This is a genomic window from Winogradskyella sp. A3E31 (assembly GCF_046720935.1).
GTDB lineage: Bacteria > Bacteroidota > Bacteroidia > Flavobacteriales > Flavobacteriaceae > Winogradskyella.
In genome coordinates this window covers 353,533-368,525 of the sequence record NZ_JBHNWH010000001.1, presented here as the reverse complement: position 1 = coordinate 368,525, position 14,993 = coordinate 353,533, and the positions used below count along the sequence as shown (strand labels likewise).

Genomic DNA, 14,993 nt, shown 5'->3' with positions numbered 1-14,993 from the left:
TTTATTTTTATCTAATGGTAACTTTTATAGAGGATGTCCTTAATGATTTAGACAAAAAAAGTCATAAATTACACCAAATACTGTTTATTCTTCCAAGTAGACGAGCTGGTACTTTTCTTAAGTACCAAATTGCTTCAAGGTCAAAAAGTACATTCTTTTCACCTAGAATATTAAGTATAGAGGATTTTGTTTCAGAATTATCAAACCTAACACCACTCAATAATTCTGAAGCTCTATTTCGTTTCTATAGTGTCTATAAAGGCTTAACAGATAAAGATCAATTAGAGTCTTTTGAGGCATTTTCAAAATGGGGGCAAATTGTACTTCAAGATTTTAATGAGATTGATCGCTTTCTTATTAAAGAAGAACACATCTTTGACTACTTAAAGGCTATTCAGGAAATAAAACATTGGTCTGTAGAACCCAATCAAACTGAGTTTACAAAGCGCTATCTAAGTTTTTGGAATAAGTTAAAACAGTACTACTCGGAATACGGATCCACTCTTAAAGACGATGGTGTTGGCTATCAAGGGTTAATTTACAAGGAAGCTGTGAATAATCTTGAGCCTTATATGAACTCATCTCACCTACATCATGTTTTCTTAGGGTTTAATGCGCTTAATAGAGCCGAAGAACAGATTATACAAGGATTACTACAAAATGATTTAGCTGATATTTACTGGGACATTGACGTTTCCTTTATAAAAAACACTATTCACGACGCTGGTCATTTTTTAAGAGACTACAAGAGCAAGTGGCCCTATTTTCAAAAAAATAAATTCAATTGGGAAACCAAACAATATCAAAACGAAAAATATATTGAAGTTTTAGGTTGCCCTAAACAAATTGGCCAGGCCAAATACGCTGGTCAACTACTATCTAAGTTAATTAGTGAAAAAACTCATAATTTCGAAAGCACAGCTTTGGTCTTGGGTGATGAATCTTTACTGACACCAATTCTTAATTCTTTACCTAAAGAAGTTTCTGCTGCAAACGTAACTATGGGCTTGCCTTTAAGTTCAATTCCATTAGCGTCTTTTTTTAATAAGCTTTTTAGTGTTCATAAAAAAAGTCCTTTAAAATTTTATTATAAAGATGTTTTAGAGCTCTTAGGTCATCCGATGTTGCAGTTTTTAATTTCATTTGAAGCGCTAAAAACCCACATACAATCACATAATATTGTTTATATATCCTCGGAGGAACTTAAAAGTATAGCTCCTCAGTATAAATCATTACTGACACTGCTTTTTGGGAGTTGGGATAACGATACAAGCAAATCTATTGAGAACTCTATTGCACTTATCTACAAAATTAAGGAGAGTCTTAATGCAAAAGAACAAAATGCTCGCTTAGAGCTAGAGTATCTATATCGATTTTACAGATTGTTCAATGAGCTATCAAGCATAAATTCAAAATATCCTTTTTTAGATTCAATTTCAGCTTTGCAAAGTGTGTATAAAGAACTTCTAGATACTGAGAAATTAGACTTTAAAGGAGAGCCCTTAAAAGGACTTCAGATTATGGGGATGTTAGAATCTCGAGTGTTAGATTTTGAAACTGTCATTATCACCTCGGTCAATGAAGGCATTTTACCTGCCGGAAAATCTAATAATTCCTTTATTCCTTTTGACGTTAAGAAGGAAAATGGGTTGCCAACCTACAAGGAAAAAGATGCTGTTTATACCTATCATTTTTACCATTTGTTACAGCGCGCCAAAAACATCTATATTCTTTACAATACAGAGGTTGATGCTTTAAACTCTGGTGAAAAAAGCCGATTTATTACGCAGTTAGAAGTAGAAGGTCTTCACAAAATTCATCACAAAATTGCTTCTCCTTCCATTCCAGTAATTGAGCATAACCCAATAGCAATTAATAAAAATGATGACATTATAAAGACACTGAAAGTTGTTGCTCAAAAAGGCTTTTCACCATCATCACTTACAAGTTATATCAGAAATCCTATTGATTTTTACCATAAAAAAGTACTCGGCATTAAGGATACAGAAGACGTAGAAGAAACTGTTGCTGCAAACACTTTGGGCTCGGTAATTCATAACACTTTGGAAGATTTATATAAGCCTTTAGTAAATACATTTTTATCTGTAGAGGATTTACTAAAAATGAAGGGGCAAATAAATGATCTTGTAAGTTTACATTTTAATGACATCTATAAATCTGACGCTATAAAACAAGGTAAAAACCTTATCATTTTTGAAATTGCTAAGCGTTATGTGTCTAATTTTATTGAAACTGAACTTGCACAAATAAAAAACGGTAACCGTATTAAACTGCTGGCAGTTGAGTTAGATGCTAAAATTGAAGTTCCGATTAAGGAACTCAACTTTTCTGTAAACCTAACAGGAAAAGTAGATAGGGTTGATGAGTATAACGGTGTTACTAGAATTATAGATTATAAGTCTGGCAAGGTAGAGCGACGCCATTTAGAAATCTATGATTGGCGAGAGATTATAAGAGATTATGATGCTTATAGCAAAGCGTTTCAGGTCTTGTGCTATGCCTATATAATGTTTAAAGACGGAACGATATCATTACCTGTCGAAGCGGGAATTATCTCTTTTAAAAATTTACAATCCGGATTCTTAAAGTTTGCAGAAAAAGAGGCTTCAAATTCAAGGTCAAAAAATTCTGATATTACGTCTGACACCTTAACTGCATTTGAAGAGCAACTAAAATCTCTAATTCTAGAGATTTGTGACCCACAAGTTGCGTTTGTTGAAAAAGAAATTAAGTAATGGAGCTCAAAAACTACATTTTAGACCGAAAGGATGAAAAACCCATTTTAATTGATGTTTTAAACACCTCATCAAAGCAACATAAACCTATTATTATATTCTGTCATGGGTATAAAGGTTACAAAGACTGGGGTGCTTGGCATTTAATGGCCAATTACTTTGATAAGGCTGGTTATTGCTTCATTAAGTTTAACTTTTCTTATAATGGAGGCACAATGACCCAGCCCATTGATTTCCCAGACTTAAAAGCATTCGGCGAGAATAATTATACCCAAGAATTGTCCGACCTAAAAGACATCATTGATTGGTCTGTATCTAAATTTGAAAATAATCCGTCTGTAGATCATAAAAATATAATTTTGATAGGGCATAGTCGTGGAGGTGGTATCTCTCTTATAAAAGCTGAGGAAGACACAAGAATTAAAGGATTAGTTTCTTTAGCAAGTGTATCGGATTATAAATCGAGATTTCCAAAAGGTGAAGCCTTTCAGCAATGGAAAAAAAGTGGTGTTTATTATATTGAGAATGGTAGAACTAAGCAGAAAATGCCTCATTATTTTCAATACTACAGAGATTTTGTGGAAAATGAAAAGCGCCTCACTATAAAGCGAGCAGCAAAAAAATTAACCATCCCTCATTTAATAATTCATGGAGAGAATGATACTTCCGTAAAGTTAAGCGAGTCCATAAATCTGCATCAATGGCACCCAAAAAGTCAGTTAGAAATAATTGAAAAAGCGGATCACGTATTTAATACCAAACAACCTTGGGATAAGCCTGAAATGTCAAAAGAATTAAATCTGGCTAGCAATTTAATTGTTGGTTTTTTAAATTCTCATTTTAATTAAGCAATTTTTAAAACAGCCTCCTTGTAACAATTTTCAATTTTTTGGAAAAGCAAGTCCCTATTCACAGGTTTGGTCATATAATCATTCATCCCAATATCCAAAACGCGTTGTCTTGTGGCTTCCATGGCGTCAGCAGTTACAGCAATTATTGGAATATCGTTTTTATTATCCCCAATATATCCTGAGCGAATTTTTTCTGTAGCCTCATAACCATCCATTACTGGCATCTGTAAATCCATAAGGATAATATCATAAACCCCTTTATTTAGCGTATCAAGGGCTTCCTGTCCATTATTAGCGACAGCAAACGTTACGTTGGGGAAGCTGTTCAGTAACTTACGCATTACCAGTTGATTCATTTTATTGTCCTCTACTATTAATATATGGTAAGCCTGTTCGCTTTTAGGGCTTGTTTCTATAGGCTCATCAGCTTTCTTTGTGAATTTAAGCGGTATTTCAATAAAGACATCTGTCCCTTTATTTAACTCACTCTCAATGGTAATATCCCCGTCAAAAAGTTTTACCAAGTGCTTTACAATGGTTAGCCCTAAACCAATACCTCCAAATTGTCGCCTATTGTCTAAACGCATTTGATTAAAGCTATCAAAAACCTGACGTTTATTGTTTTCATCCATACCGACTCCGGTATCCGACACTTGGAATGAGAATTTGCAGACCTCATTAGGCTTAACCAAACACTTCAGTTTAAATTTAATTTGCCCCTGGTTAGTGTACTTTATGGCATTAGACAACACATTATTGATAATTTGAATGAATCTAGCGGCATCCCCCTCAACCTCTACTGGTATTTCATGATCCATTTCAAAAACATACTTTAATCCTTTCTTTTCTGCTTCTGACTTCCAGTTATTACTGATTTGATTCAATAAAATTGATGGGTTAAATCTTTCGTGTCTTAGCTTAAGCTCATCCTTTTCAATACGCTCAAAATCTAATACGTCATTGACATTACTTAACAAACTAATTGAGGCATTTTTAATAATCTCGTACGTTTTTCGTTGCTCAGTGTTATTGTCTTTACTAGCCAATTCCGTTTCAACAACACCCATAATGGCATTAATTGGTGTTCTTAACTCATGACTAATATTGGACATAAAAAACGTTTTAAGCTCACTGATTTCTTCAGATTTTTGTAGGGCCAACTCTTGGGATTCCTCGTGTTCTAATCGTAGTTTTCTGATTAGGTTGGTCATTGACAACGATAGGAAAATAACCTCAAAACCTGAGCCGAATTTAGCGCTGTTTAAAGTGTAGAAATTATTTGGCAATAAGCTTAGGTTATTCATCACAAAACCCAATAAGCCAATGACCAAAAAGAAAATTCCGATTGAAAAATACTTGTCTACAGGCATCTTTTTATACCGAAGCGTGAATAACGATGCTAAAATTAATAATAAACTGTACAGCCCATTAAGGTTACTGATAGGGTATACCATCTCTAAGGCACTTGGACTTATAAAAACCATTGTGAACAAGGTGAATATAATACCATAAGCAATATTATATCCTTTTTTCAATGACTTTAGGTTACTGTCTATTTTTAAGAAGTATTCGCAATATTTTAAAAGGAAAAAATTAGAGAACAATGCTGTTATCAATACCATTCGACTATTTAAAAAGCCACCGTCAGGCAGAAGGTACTCATATATTAAACCGTCTAGTGCAGCTTGCAGAAAGCCTATAGAAAATACATAAAGCCCATAGTATAAAAATGTCTTCTCCCTAAGACTCGTATAGAAGAATAGATAAATAAGCCCCGCAAGACACAATATGCCATAAAAAAGACCTAAAAATAATTGCTGGCTATAATTAGTGCGCAGGTATTCTTCCTCTGTATATAGATCTAAGGGTAGGTTTATGGTTTCCCCATCGCTAGTGACAAATAAATAATATTCTTGAACTGAATCAGCAGGTAAATTTATTCTAAAGACCGTCTGCCTATGTTTGACTTGTCGCTCTTTAAAAGGAATTTGATCGCCACTTTTAAACGTTTTGATAGTATCATTAGCAATTTCATAAAGGTGTGCAACATCTGTTATCGGTCTAGCTGTCTCTAAATAATACGTCTTTAATTGGGGTGAGCTATTATGAAGCTTAAACCTTACCCAGTAATTATCAGATGTAAAACCAAGTGTGTGATTTTCAGACTCTAAAGGCATATACTTTAAGTCTGATGTTAGAATCTCATTTATCTCTAAATTAGATTTTGAAACTTTGGTGAATTCGGCGTATTCATATAATTGTCCTTTACTTTCATCGGGGTTAAAAGCAGGGTTTTGCGCAGGTAGAAATTGCGCAAATAAGTAGGTCACAATGAGTAGGGTTCTCATGGGAAATTAGTGATTTGGGACACTAAACCTACGAAAAAAATAATGAAGCGGTTTTTTAAACTAAAAAAACGACCTCAAAAGGTCGTTTTAGTGGAGCATATCGGATTCGAACCGATGACCTCTACGCTGCCAGCGTAGCGCTCTAGCCAACTGAGCTAATGCCCCAAATTAAATCTGCCTTTAGGGCTAATGCCCCGATTTGGGCGTAAATATATTATTTTAATCCACGTAAAACCAATACTGGTAAAGTAGAGCTGTGAAAATCTTTCTTAAGAATGGTGTTTTCTTCCCAAAGCTTAGTAAAAAACCCTCTTTTGCGGCGTACCACACATAACATGTCTGGGTTAATTGATTGGTAATGCTCCAATAAGCCTTGAAAAGTAGTAGCATTTTCAGATTCTTTAACTTCAGAGACTAGGCTCTTCAATTGGTCATTCAAATCAAAATCACCTTTATTATAAAAGGGAGTTTTCACTAACAACAAGTCTACTTGCACTTTAAACCTGGATGAGATATCTATAAGGGGTTTTAGCGCATTTTCTTTCTTAATGATTGCTGATTTCACAGCCATTAAAATTTTTCTAGGAGATTTATAGGTGTAACCTTCTGGAACAATTAATGCAGGGATTTGCGTTTGCTTTACAATTTTACCAGATGTTTTACCTAAATATACTTCGTCTTTAATGGAGTTCGTTCTTGGTTCAAGTATAATTAAGTCTACATTCAGTTGCTCACAAACAAACTCTAATGTGTCTATTAACTTCCCCTTAAATACTTTAGTTATGACCTCCACACCTTTAGTATCTATCGAAGCGACATGAGACTCCAAGAATGATTTACTTTCGCGCTCAAGGATATGGTCGACTTGTATCATTGTGCCCGCCTTGGTATATACATTGTATATTTGAACAACATAAACCTTAGCTCCGAATTCTTTTGCAAAATCAACTGCGTACTGCAAGTGACTTTGTGCATTTTTTGAGGATCCAACAGGGACAAGTATATTCTTCATTATTTAAAATTTGTAATTATTATCTTTTAATAACCGATTATAAAACTGGTTAAGGAATTTGAATTCATAAGTCTTTTATTGACTTTTATATATCCAAAAATTACATCTAAATTTACCGCACAAAAGTAAGCATAATTAATGATTAGATTAGCAACACCTGCTGACATCCCAAGAATATTGGAAATAACTAAGGCCTGTGCAAGTTATATGATTTCAATAGGTATTTATCAATGGAACTCGCATTATCCAACAAAAGCTGCTTTTCAAAATGATGTTGCTAAAAAAGAACTTTATGTAACTATTGAAAACAATCAAATTGTTGGTTGTGTCGTTATTTCAACCTTTATGGATGAAGAATATATCCCTATAAAATGGTTGACACCTAATAACAACAATATATACATTCATCGTCTTGCCATTCACCCTAGTTGCCAAGGCCAAGGAAAGGCTCAAGAGTTAATGACTTTTGCTGAAAATTTTGCCAAACAAGAAGGTTTTACTTCTGTCCGGTTGGATACATTTTCAAAAAACGAAAGAAACCAGAGGTTCTACGAACAAAGAGGGTATAAAAAGTTGGGTAATATTTATTTCCCCAAACAAAGTGAATTTGCTTTTTATTGTTATGAGCTAGTACTATGAGTATTATTTCCTCGAAGAATATAAACCGCCTTGCTATACCTGCATTAATCTCAGGGGTTTCTGAACCTATATTGTCTTTAACGGATGCTGCAGTCATCGGAAATATTGAATTTAATGCCACCGAGTCGTTGGCTGCAGTAGGAATAGTATCCACATTTTTATCTATGCTCATCTGGGTCCTAGGTCAAACACGCAGTGCAATTTCATCTATAGTCTCGCAATATTTAGGGGCAGGGAAAATCAATGCCATTAAGAATTTGCCATCTCAGGCTATCTTCTTAATTACGTCATTAAGTGTTGTTATTATTCTTGGCACATATCCTTTTTCGGAAGCTATCTTTAAACTATACAACGCTTCAGGAATGATTTTGGATTATAGTGTGGACTACTATAGCATTCGTGTTTTTGGGTTTCCATTCACATTGTTCACCATTGCCATATTTGGAACGTTTAGAGGCTTACAAAACACCTTTTACCCCATGGTTATTGCAATAACTGGTGCCTTGGTAAATGTATTATTCGACGTTCTTTTAGTTTACGGTGTTGGCACTACAATACCTGCGTTAAATATTAAAGGTGCTGCCTACGCCAGTGTCATTGCCCAAGTCTTAATGGCCGTTTTATCCGCCTACTATTTATTGAAAAAAACAGACATTCCCTTAATGGTTAAGTTTCCTTTCAATCCTGAAATAAAACGGTTTACTTATATGATCTTAAACCTGTTTGTAAGAACACTGGCTTTAAATGTCACCTTATATTTTGCAACAAGCTTTGCAACAGCTTACGGCACAAAATATATTGCTGCCTACACCATTGCCATTAACCTTTGGTTTTTTGGTGCTTTCTTAATTGATGGGTATGCAAGTGCAGGTAATATTTTATCGGGAAAACTTCTAGGAGGCAAACACTATAAAACTCTTATCGACTTAAGCAATAAGCTTATAAGGTTTGGAATTGCAGCAGGGCTCATAATCACTGCTACTGGTTTTATTCTTTATTATCCCATAGGAAATTTATTTAGTAATGACCCTGAGGTGTTATCAGCTTTTTACGATGTCTTTTGGATTATTCTAATTATGCAACCGCTATGTGCTTTATCCTTTATTTTTGATGGAGTTTTTAAGGGCTTAGGCAAAATGAAATATCTAAGAAACCTCCTCTTGGTCGCTACGTTTATAGTCTTTGTGCCAATAGTATTGCTTACAGATTATTTGGACTTAAAACTCTATGGTATTTTTATCGCATTAACCTTTTGGATTATCGCTCGCGGCATTCCGCTAATCATAAAATTTCGAAAAACATTCATTCCACTTGCTCAAAACCCTTAAATTTACCCCATCTTAATAGATTTAATAGTGTTACTTATGATGGGAAACATGCTTTTTTTGGTACTAGCAATTATTTTGATTGTTGTATATTTTGTCAATAGAAACCGAAGACGTTAATGAGCAATATTCGTATTACAAAACAGTTTTCGTTCGAAACGGGTCACGCCCTATATGGTTACGACGGAAAGTGTAAAAACGTACATGGACACAGCTACAGATTAGATGTAACTGTTATAGGCACGCCTATTTCAGACCCTAGTAATGTTAAATATGGTATGGTGATAGACTTTGGGGATTTAAAGAAGATTGTGAAAGAAGAAATTGTAGATGTCTTTGACCACGCTACTGTTTTCAATAAAAACACACCCCATGTTGAATTGGCTAAAGAGCTTGAAGACAGAGGGCATAATGTGCTATTGGTAGATTACCAGCCTACAAGTGAAATGATGGTTATCGACTTTGCTGAAAAAATAAAGCCTCGCCTTCCAAATACTATTACGTTACATTCTTTAAAATTACAGGAAACAGCGACCAGTTTTGCAGAATGGTTTGCTAGTGAAAATGACTGATATTCCACACATATCCATTCCTGAAGGAAAAAAAATATACTTTGCTTCCGACAATCATCTTGGTGCTCCAACAGTTGAAGCTTCTAGGCCTAGGGAACAAAAATTTGTATCCTGGCTCAATGAGGTAAAAGATGACGCTGCTGCTATTTTTTTATTAGGTGATTTATTCGATTTCTGGTTTGAATATAAAACTGTGATCCCAAAAGGATTTACGAGAACTTTAGGGAAGTTAGCCGAAATCAGTGATTCTGGTGTCCCGATTTATTACTTTGTTGGTAATCACGATTTATGGATGAATGGCTATTTTGAAGAAGAATTGGGTATTCCCGTTTTTCATAAACCCAAGGAATTTAAACTCGGAAATAAAGATTTTTTCATCGGTCATGGTGATGGTTTAGGCCCTGGCGACAAGGGTTATAAGCGTATGAAAAAAGTGTTTTTAAGTCCTTTTTTTAAATGGTTATTTCGTTGGGGACATCCTGATATCGGTATGCGTATTGCCCAATATTTTTCAGTAAAAAACAAACTGATTTCTGGCGATGAAGATGCTACTTTTTTAGGTGAAGACAATGAATGGTTGGCCATTTATTGCAAAAAGAAACTAGAAGAAAAGCACAGAGATTACTTTGTGTTTGGTCATCGTCACTTGCCATTAGAAATTCAATTGAACGACAATTCTAAATACATCAACCTAGGGGATTGGATTCAATATTATACTTACGGTGTGTTTGATGGAGAGAGCTTTGAATTGAAAAAATATTAAACGATGTCTTCTAGTTCATGTTCCTCAATATCTTTTTGAAGGTCCAATTCTCTTAAAGACTCATTTTTTACACCTATAACAGCCACAACTATCAAGGTTACCATTCCGCCTAAAACCACCGCTAAAGGAGCGCCAAAAATACGCGCAGCTATACCGCTCTCAAGTGCACCAAGTTCATTAGACGACCCAACAAACATTGAATTAACTGCACCTACACGACCACGCATATCATCTGGTGTTTTAAGCTGAAGTATGGTTTGACGTACCACCATAGAAATCCCATCAAACACCCCAGAAAAAAACAACGCCAAGACACTTAGCCACATCAGTTTTGAAGCCCCAAAAATCATCATACAAACTCCGAATCCAAAAACAGAAATCAGTAACTTTTTTCCTGTATTTTTTGTAATGGGAATATAGGTAGTTGCAAGCATTGTGATAATACTTCCTGAAGAAAGGGCTGCATTTAATATACCAAACCCTTTTGGTCCCGCATCTAAGATATCTTTTGCAAAAACAGCAAAAATCGCTACAGCCCCACCAAATAATACAGCAATCATATCTAAGGTTAATGCACCTAAAATAACTTTATCGTTAAATACAAACCTAAGTCCAGATTTTAAACTATCCTTTATTGATTCATTGATTCGTTTATTCAAAATTGGTTTCTTATCTATTTTAAAAACCAATAGTAATGCCAGCATTACTAATAAAAATATAATGCCTAATGTATAATGAACACCAATCCAGGCAATTAAAAATCCACCGCATAATGCTCCAAAAACATTGGCTCCTTTCCATGTGCTACTACTCCATGTCGCTGCATTTGGATAAGCTTTCTTAGGTACTAAAAGAGCTATAAGAGAAAAAATAGTTGGACCAAAAAAAGCTCTTAAAACCCCACCAAAAAACACGAGACTATATATGCCAATTAAAATTGTATAGGTACTCCATGAGGATTCAATACGTTCTGAGGTTAGCCAGTACAATCCAAAACTTATTAAAGAAAAGAGTGCTATGCAGAGTGTAAATAAGTTTCGTTTTTCTTTTTTATCTACAATATGACCTGCAAAAGGGGCTATTAAAAATGCTGGTAAAAATTCACAAAGACCAATAAGACCTAGTGCTAATGGGTCTTCGGTTAATGCATACACTTGCCATTCTATAACCACAAATTGCATTGACCACCCAAAGACCAAAGCAAATCGAACTATTAAAAAAATATTGAACTCTTTTATTCTTAAGGCTGCGTAAGGATCGTTTTTTGCCATATTATGCTTTTACATCTTTTAGCTTCAGTTGTAAGCTAACATTTCCGTTCCAGTGGTTTTCATCAATGGTATAAGCGGCCTTAAATGGTTTTCTGTTTGCAATAACATCTAGTTTTTCTCCCAATCCAAATCCAATTGCAACAATAGGCTGAGATCCTTTTTGTGTAGCGGTAAAGCGCAAATGTTTATCATCCTCGCCAACACATTTTCCGTAGCCTGTGTCATTGATATTTTGACTCATAAAAACCGGCGTCATATTTCCTGGCCCAAAGGGAGCGAACTGGTGGATAATCCGCATCAATTTATTATCAACTTGGCTTAGTTCTATTTCTAAGTCAATTTTTAATTCGGGGGTTAATAATTTGTGGTCGATGGTTTCAGATACCACAGCTTCAAATTTCGCTTTAAATGCATCAAAATTTTCAGGTGATAAGGTCAGCCCAGCGGCATATTTATGGCCGCCAAATTGTTCAATTAAGTGAGAGCATTGTTCTAATGCATTATACACATCAAAACCCGAAACTGATCGTGCTGAAGCTGCTAATTTATCTCCGCTTTTAGTAAATACGAGGGTTGGTCGATAGTATGTTTCAATCAATCTCGAAGCCACAATACCAATAACCCCTTTATGCCAATTTTCATTATAGACCACAGTAGTAAAACCTTCCTGTTCATTATTCTTCTCAATCTGTAGCAGTGCTTCTTCTGTAATTCGTTTATCTGTTTCTCGTCTGTCCGTATTGTATTGGTCAATGTCGACTGCATATTGTGCTGCCAAATTAAAATCCGTTTCCGTCAGTAGCGTTACAGCATGGTTACCGTGTTTCATACGCCCTGCTGCATTTATCCTTGGGGCAATTATAAATACAACATCCGTAATGGTCAGTTCCTCTTTTTTGACTTCAGCAATAATGGCTTTCATCCCTGGTCGTGGTTGGCTATTAATTACCTGTAAGCCAAAATATGACAAAGCTCTATTTTCATCTACAATCGGAACAATATCAGCCCCTATGGCTGTAGCGACTAAGTCTAAATATTCTACTAAATCCTCAGCTTTCTTCCCTTCGTTTGAAGCTAAAGCTGTAATTAATTTGAATCCTACACCACAACCACATAATTCCTTAAATGGATACTCACAGTCATCGCGTTTTGGGTCTAATACGGCTACAGCATCTGGAAGAATATCACCAGGCCTGTGATGATCGCAAATAATAAAATCAATACCCTTTTCTTTGGCATATTTTACCTTTTCAACCGCTTTAATTCCACAGTCTAGAGCAATGATAAGTGAAAAATCATTATCGTGTGCAAAGTCAATACCTTTATAAGAAACTCCATAACCTTCATCGTAACGGTCTGGAATATAAGTGGCAACTTGATTTGTTTTTGTTTTTAAGTATGAAGACATTAAAGCCACAGAAGTTGTGCCATCAACATCATAATCCCCGTAAACCAAAATTTTTTCTTGATCTGAAATGGCTTTTTCAATTCGAGATACAGCCAAGTCCATGTCTTTCATTAAGAAAGGGTCGTGCAAATCTTCAAAACTAGGCCTAAAAAAAGTTTTGGCAGACTCGTAATCTTCAATACCACGTTGAAGCAATAATGTTGCAACAACTTCATCGACTCCAAGTGCTTGTTGAAGCGCTTTTAATTTTTTAGGGTCTGGTTTTGGTTTTAGAGTCCAGCGCATAAATAATCACGTATTACGCTTAGTTCCTATGTGATAAACTATGTTTGTTTTTATCTCCGCAAAGCGTCGAAACATCTCCATAACTCCACAGTACTTTTCAACAGATAACGATACAGCTCTTTCACACTTCTTTTTATTCAGGTCTGAACCATAAAAGTGGTACTCAACTTCTACTGAATGATAATACTTTGGGTGTTCATCAGTTAATTCGCCGGCAACTTCAATTCTAAAATCATCGATATCTACTTTCATTTTATTTAAAGTAGAAATGACGTCTAATGCCGAACATCCTGCCAATGAGGACAACATCATGGCTTTGGGGCTTAGCCCAAAGCGTCCATCTTGTCCCTCCACATCCGTGTCCATAATTACTGTCTTTCCACTGGGATTATCAGACTCGAAAGTAAGGTCTCCTTTCCATTCTGTTACGATTTTATGCACCATGTTTGCTGTTTTTTTTGTTTCTTGTTCTATTCAAAAATACCACTAAAAATTTAACTATGGCATTAGTAACACCACTGTCTGCAGAGCACGATTTAGAAACTAAAAAGTTAGCAGAATTCTTCAACGAAACTCTTGGTTTCTGTCCAAATTCAGTCTTAACTATGCAACGGAGGCCAGCAATTTCGAAAGCATTTATCAACTTAAATAAAGCAGTCATGGCCAATGAAGGTCGTGTGACTTCAGATTTGAAACGTATGATTGCCTGGGTAAGTAGCAACTCTACAGGCTGCCGTTATTGCCAAGCGCATGCCATCCGTGCTGCTGAACGTTATGGTGCAGAGCAAGAACAGTTAGATAATATTTGGGAATATAGAACACACCCCGCGTTTTCTGATGCTGAAAGAGCGGCATTAGATTTCAGCTTGGCGGCTAGCCAAGTACCAAATGCAGTAGATGCAGACATCAAAAAACGATTATATGAGCATTGGGACGAAGGTGAAATAGTTGAAATGCTTGGCGTCATTTCCTTATTTGGCTATTTAAACCGTTGGAACGACTCTATGGGGACAACCATGGAAGAAGGTGCTATTAAAAGTGGCAACCAATACTTAGGGAAACACGGATTTGAAGTTGGAAAGCATGATGGATCGAAGTATTAAATTTGGATATAATAACATAAAATACGCATATTTGCATCACTAATGAGAAAAACAATAGTACATAAAGCACCTAAATTACTGATGTGTCAGTGGGACTATCGAGGAAATAGTATTGAATTATTTCAACGACAAGGACGTTATGTATCTATTTTTAATCATTAATTATATATGATTTAAGCACAAAAACTATAAATAGTACGAGCGTCCAAGAAATTGGACGCTTTTTTTATGAAAAAAATTACAAAAATTTGAAACTAGACTTTAAAAAATAAAATAGGACGTATTGAAGATTAAGCAATTGGGAGACAGACGCTTGCCAAAAACCTTCAACCATCTGCATAAAGCGGACAGGAATTCCCTTGCCTTGAAACAACTTAAATAATTGAAAATCAATAAATTAAGTTGAAAATTTATTTGGAAGTTTCAAAATTTCCATTTTATATTTGCAACGCAGAATTAAACAATTCGCAATAACATAAATAATAATATTAATGCTGAATTCATTTCAGTAAAACAAAGAAGCCATGCTAAAACAAATAGTAGCATTTCAAAATTTAAGCCTGCCTGACGGCAAGGCAGGTTATGACCTCGAGTCATTTACAAGGCTTCGGTATTTTCTGCCTGCCTGTCGGCAGACTGGTAGATAATTTATTTCCCAGA

12 protein-coding genes and 1 tRNA gene are annotated in these 14,993 nt (G+C 35.3%); 7 read left to right on the top strand and 6 right to left on the bottom strand.

Going from position 1 to position 14,993, the window contains the following annotated elements:
• The first annotated feature begins 14 nt into the window (after positions 1–14).
• Both ACFEMA_RS01745 and ACFEMA_RS01740 read left to right on the top strand, forming a co-directional pair.
• On the top strand, positions 15–2,756 hold the full coding sequence (locus ACFEMA_RS01745; RefSeq protein ID WP_411766233.1) for a PD-(D/E)XK nuclease family protein: 2,742 nt from the start codon (positions 15–17) through the stop codon (positions 2,754–2,756).
• Positions 2,756–3,604 carry an alpha/beta hydrolase family protein gene (locus ACFEMA_RS01740; RefSeq protein WP_411766232.1) on the top strand — a complete coding sequence of 283 codons (849 nt, stop codon included), beginning with the start codon at positions 2,756–2,758 and terminating at the stop codon, positions 3,602–3,604. The genes ACFEMA_RS01745 and ACFEMA_RS01740 overlap by 1 nt, the downstream gene beginning before the upstream one ends.
• Here ACFEMA_RS01740 and ACFEMA_RS01735 read toward each other — a convergent pair.
• The 3 genes from ACFEMA_RS01735 to ACFEMA_RS01725 all read right to left on the bottom strand — a co-directional run bounded on the left by ACFEMA_RS01735 (position 3,601) and on the right by ACFEMA_RS01725 (position 6,967).
• Positions 3,601–5,955: a 7TM diverse intracellular signaling domain-containing protein gene (locus tag ACFEMA_RS01735; protein WP_411766231.1), complete on the bottom strand. Its 2,355-nt coding sequence runs from the start codon at positions 5,953–5,955 to the stop codon at positions 3,601–3,603. The two genes, ACFEMA_RS01740 and ACFEMA_RS01735, sit on opposite strands and share 4 nt — an antisense overlap.
• Before the next feature lie 91 nt (positions 5,956–6,046).
• Positions 6,047–6,120: transfer RNA gene (locus ACFEMA_RS01730), tRNA-Ala, on the bottom strand.
• A gap of 49 nt (positions 6,121–6,169) precedes the next feature.
• Positions 6,170–6,967: a universal stress protein gene (locus ACFEMA_RS01725; protein WP_411766230.1), complete on the bottom strand. Its 798-nt coding sequence runs from the start codon at positions 6,965–6,967 to the stop codon at positions 6,170–6,172.
• A gap of 138 nt (positions 6,968–7,105) precedes the next feature.
• Here ACFEMA_RS01725 and ACFEMA_RS01720 point away from each other — a divergent pair, with 138 nt between their 5' ends.
• The 4 genes from ACFEMA_RS01720 (at position 7,106) to ACFEMA_RS01705 (ending at position 10,266) form a co-directional block, all read left to right on the top strand.
• Positions 7,106–7,606, top strand: a complete 501-nt coding sequence (locus ACFEMA_RS01720) for a GNAT family N-acetyltransferase (protein WP_411766229.1) — start codon at positions 7,106–7,108, stop codon at positions 7,604–7,606.
• Positions 7,603–8,934, top strand: coding sequence for an MATE family efflux transporter (locus ACFEMA_RS01715; protein WP_411766228.1), 1,332 nt, complete (start codon positions 7,603–7,605; stop codon positions 8,932–8,934). Before ACFEMA_RS01720 ends, ACFEMA_RS01715 begins: the two co-directional genes overlap by 4 nt.
• Positions 8,935–9,050: 116 nt before the next feature.
• Positions 9,051–9,503 carry a 6-pyruvoyl trahydropterin synthase family protein gene (locus ACFEMA_RS01710; RefSeq protein ID WP_411766227.1) on the top strand — a complete coding sequence of 151 codons (453 nt, stop codon included), beginning with the start codon at positions 9,051–9,053 and terminating at the stop codon, positions 9,501–9,503.
• A 10-nt stretch (positions 9,504–9,513) separates the two neighbouring features.
• Positions 9,514–10,266, top strand: coding sequence for a UDP-2,3-diacylglucosamine diphosphatase (locus ACFEMA_RS01705; protein ID WP_411766417.1), 753 nt, complete (start codon positions 9,514–9,516; stop codon positions 10,264–10,266).
• On the opposite strand, the gene ACFEMA_RS01700 is transcribed toward ACFEMA_RS01705, so the two are convergent.
• Genes ACFEMA_RS01700 through ACFEMA_RS01690 form a run of 3 tightly spaced genes read right to left on the bottom strand, consistent with a single transcriptional unit; the run spans position 10,263 to position 13,674 of the window.
• The gene (locus ACFEMA_RS01700) at positions 10,263–11,537 is read right to left on the bottom strand and encodes an MFS transporter (protein WP_411766226.1); all 1,275 of its coding nucleotides are present in this window, start codon (positions 11,535–11,537) and stop codon (positions 10,263–10,265) included. The two genes, ACFEMA_RS01705 and ACFEMA_RS01700, sit on opposite strands and share 4 nt — an antisense overlap.
• A gap of 1 nt (position 11,538) precedes the next feature.
• The gene (gene recJ / locus ACFEMA_RS01695) at positions 11,539–13,230 is read right to left on the bottom strand and encodes a single-stranded-DNA-specific exonuclease RecJ (RefSeq protein ID WP_411766225.1); all 1,692 of its coding nucleotides are present in this window, start codon (positions 13,228–13,230) and stop codon (positions 11,539–11,541) included.
• 6 nt (positions 13,231–13,236) lie between these two features.
• Positions 13,237–13,674: an OsmC family protein gene (locus ACFEMA_RS01690; RefSeq protein WP_411766224.1), complete on the bottom strand. Its 438-nt coding sequence runs from the start codon at positions 13,672–13,674 to the stop codon at positions 13,237–13,239.
• 56 nt (positions 13,675–13,730) lie between these two features.
• On the opposite strand from ACFEMA_RS01690, the gene ACFEMA_RS01685 reads away from it, so the two are divergent.
• On the top strand, positions 13,731–14,333 hold the full coding sequence (locus tag ACFEMA_RS01685; RefSeq protein ID WP_411766223.1) for a carboxymuconolactone decarboxylase family protein: 603 nt from the start codon (positions 13,731–13,733) through the stop codon (positions 14,331–14,333).
• The last annotated feature ends 660 nt before the right edge of the window (positions 14,334–14,993 follow it).

Excerpts from the sequence above, each read along its gene's own strand:
- recJ (WP_411766225.1), bottom strand. The coding sequence starts at position 13,230 with ATGCGCTGGACTCTAAAACCAAAACCAGACCCTAAAAAATTAAAAGCG.
- ACFEMA_RS01690 (WP_411766224.1), bottom strand. The coding sequence starts at position 13,674 with ATGGTGCATAAAATCGTAACAGAATGGAAAGGAGACCTTACTTTCGAG.
- ACFEMA_RS01720 (WP_411766229.1), top strand. The coding sequence starts at position 7,106 with ATGATTAGATTAGCAACACCTGCTGACATCCCAAGAATATTGGAAATA.
- ACFEMA_RS01725 (WP_411766230.1), bottom strand. The coding sequence starts at position 6,967 with ATGAAGAATATACTTGTCCCTGTTGGATCCTCAAAAAATGCACAAAGT.
- ACFEMA_RS01700 (WP_411766226.1), bottom strand. The coding sequence starts at position 11,537 with ATGGCAAAAAACGATCCTTACGCAGCCTTAAGAATAAAAGAGTTCAAT.
- ACFEMA_RS01735 (WP_411766231.1), bottom strand. The coding sequence starts at position 5,955 with ATGAGAACCCTACTCATTGTGACCTACTTATTTGCGCAATTTCTACCT.
- ACFEMA_RS01685 (WP_411766223.1), top strand. The coding sequence starts at position 13,731 with ATGGCATTAGTAACACCACTGTCTGCAGAGCACGATTTAGAAACTAAA.
- ACFEMA_RS01715 (WP_411766228.1), top strand. The coding sequence starts at position 7,603 with ATGAGTATTATTTCCTCGAAGAATATAAACCGCCTTGCTATACCTGCA.
- ACFEMA_RS01710 (WP_411766227.1), top strand. The coding sequence starts at position 9,051 with ATGAGCAATATTCGTATTACAAAACAGTTTTCGTTCGAAACGGGTCAC.
- ACFEMA_RS01740 (WP_411766232.1), top strand. The coding sequence starts at position 2,756 with ATGGAGCTCAAAAACTACATTTTAGACCGAAAGGATGAAAAACCCATT.
- ACFEMA_RS01745 (WP_411766233.1), top strand. The coding sequence starts at position 15 with ATGGTAACTTTTATAGAGGATGTCCTTAATGATTTAGACAAAAAAAGT.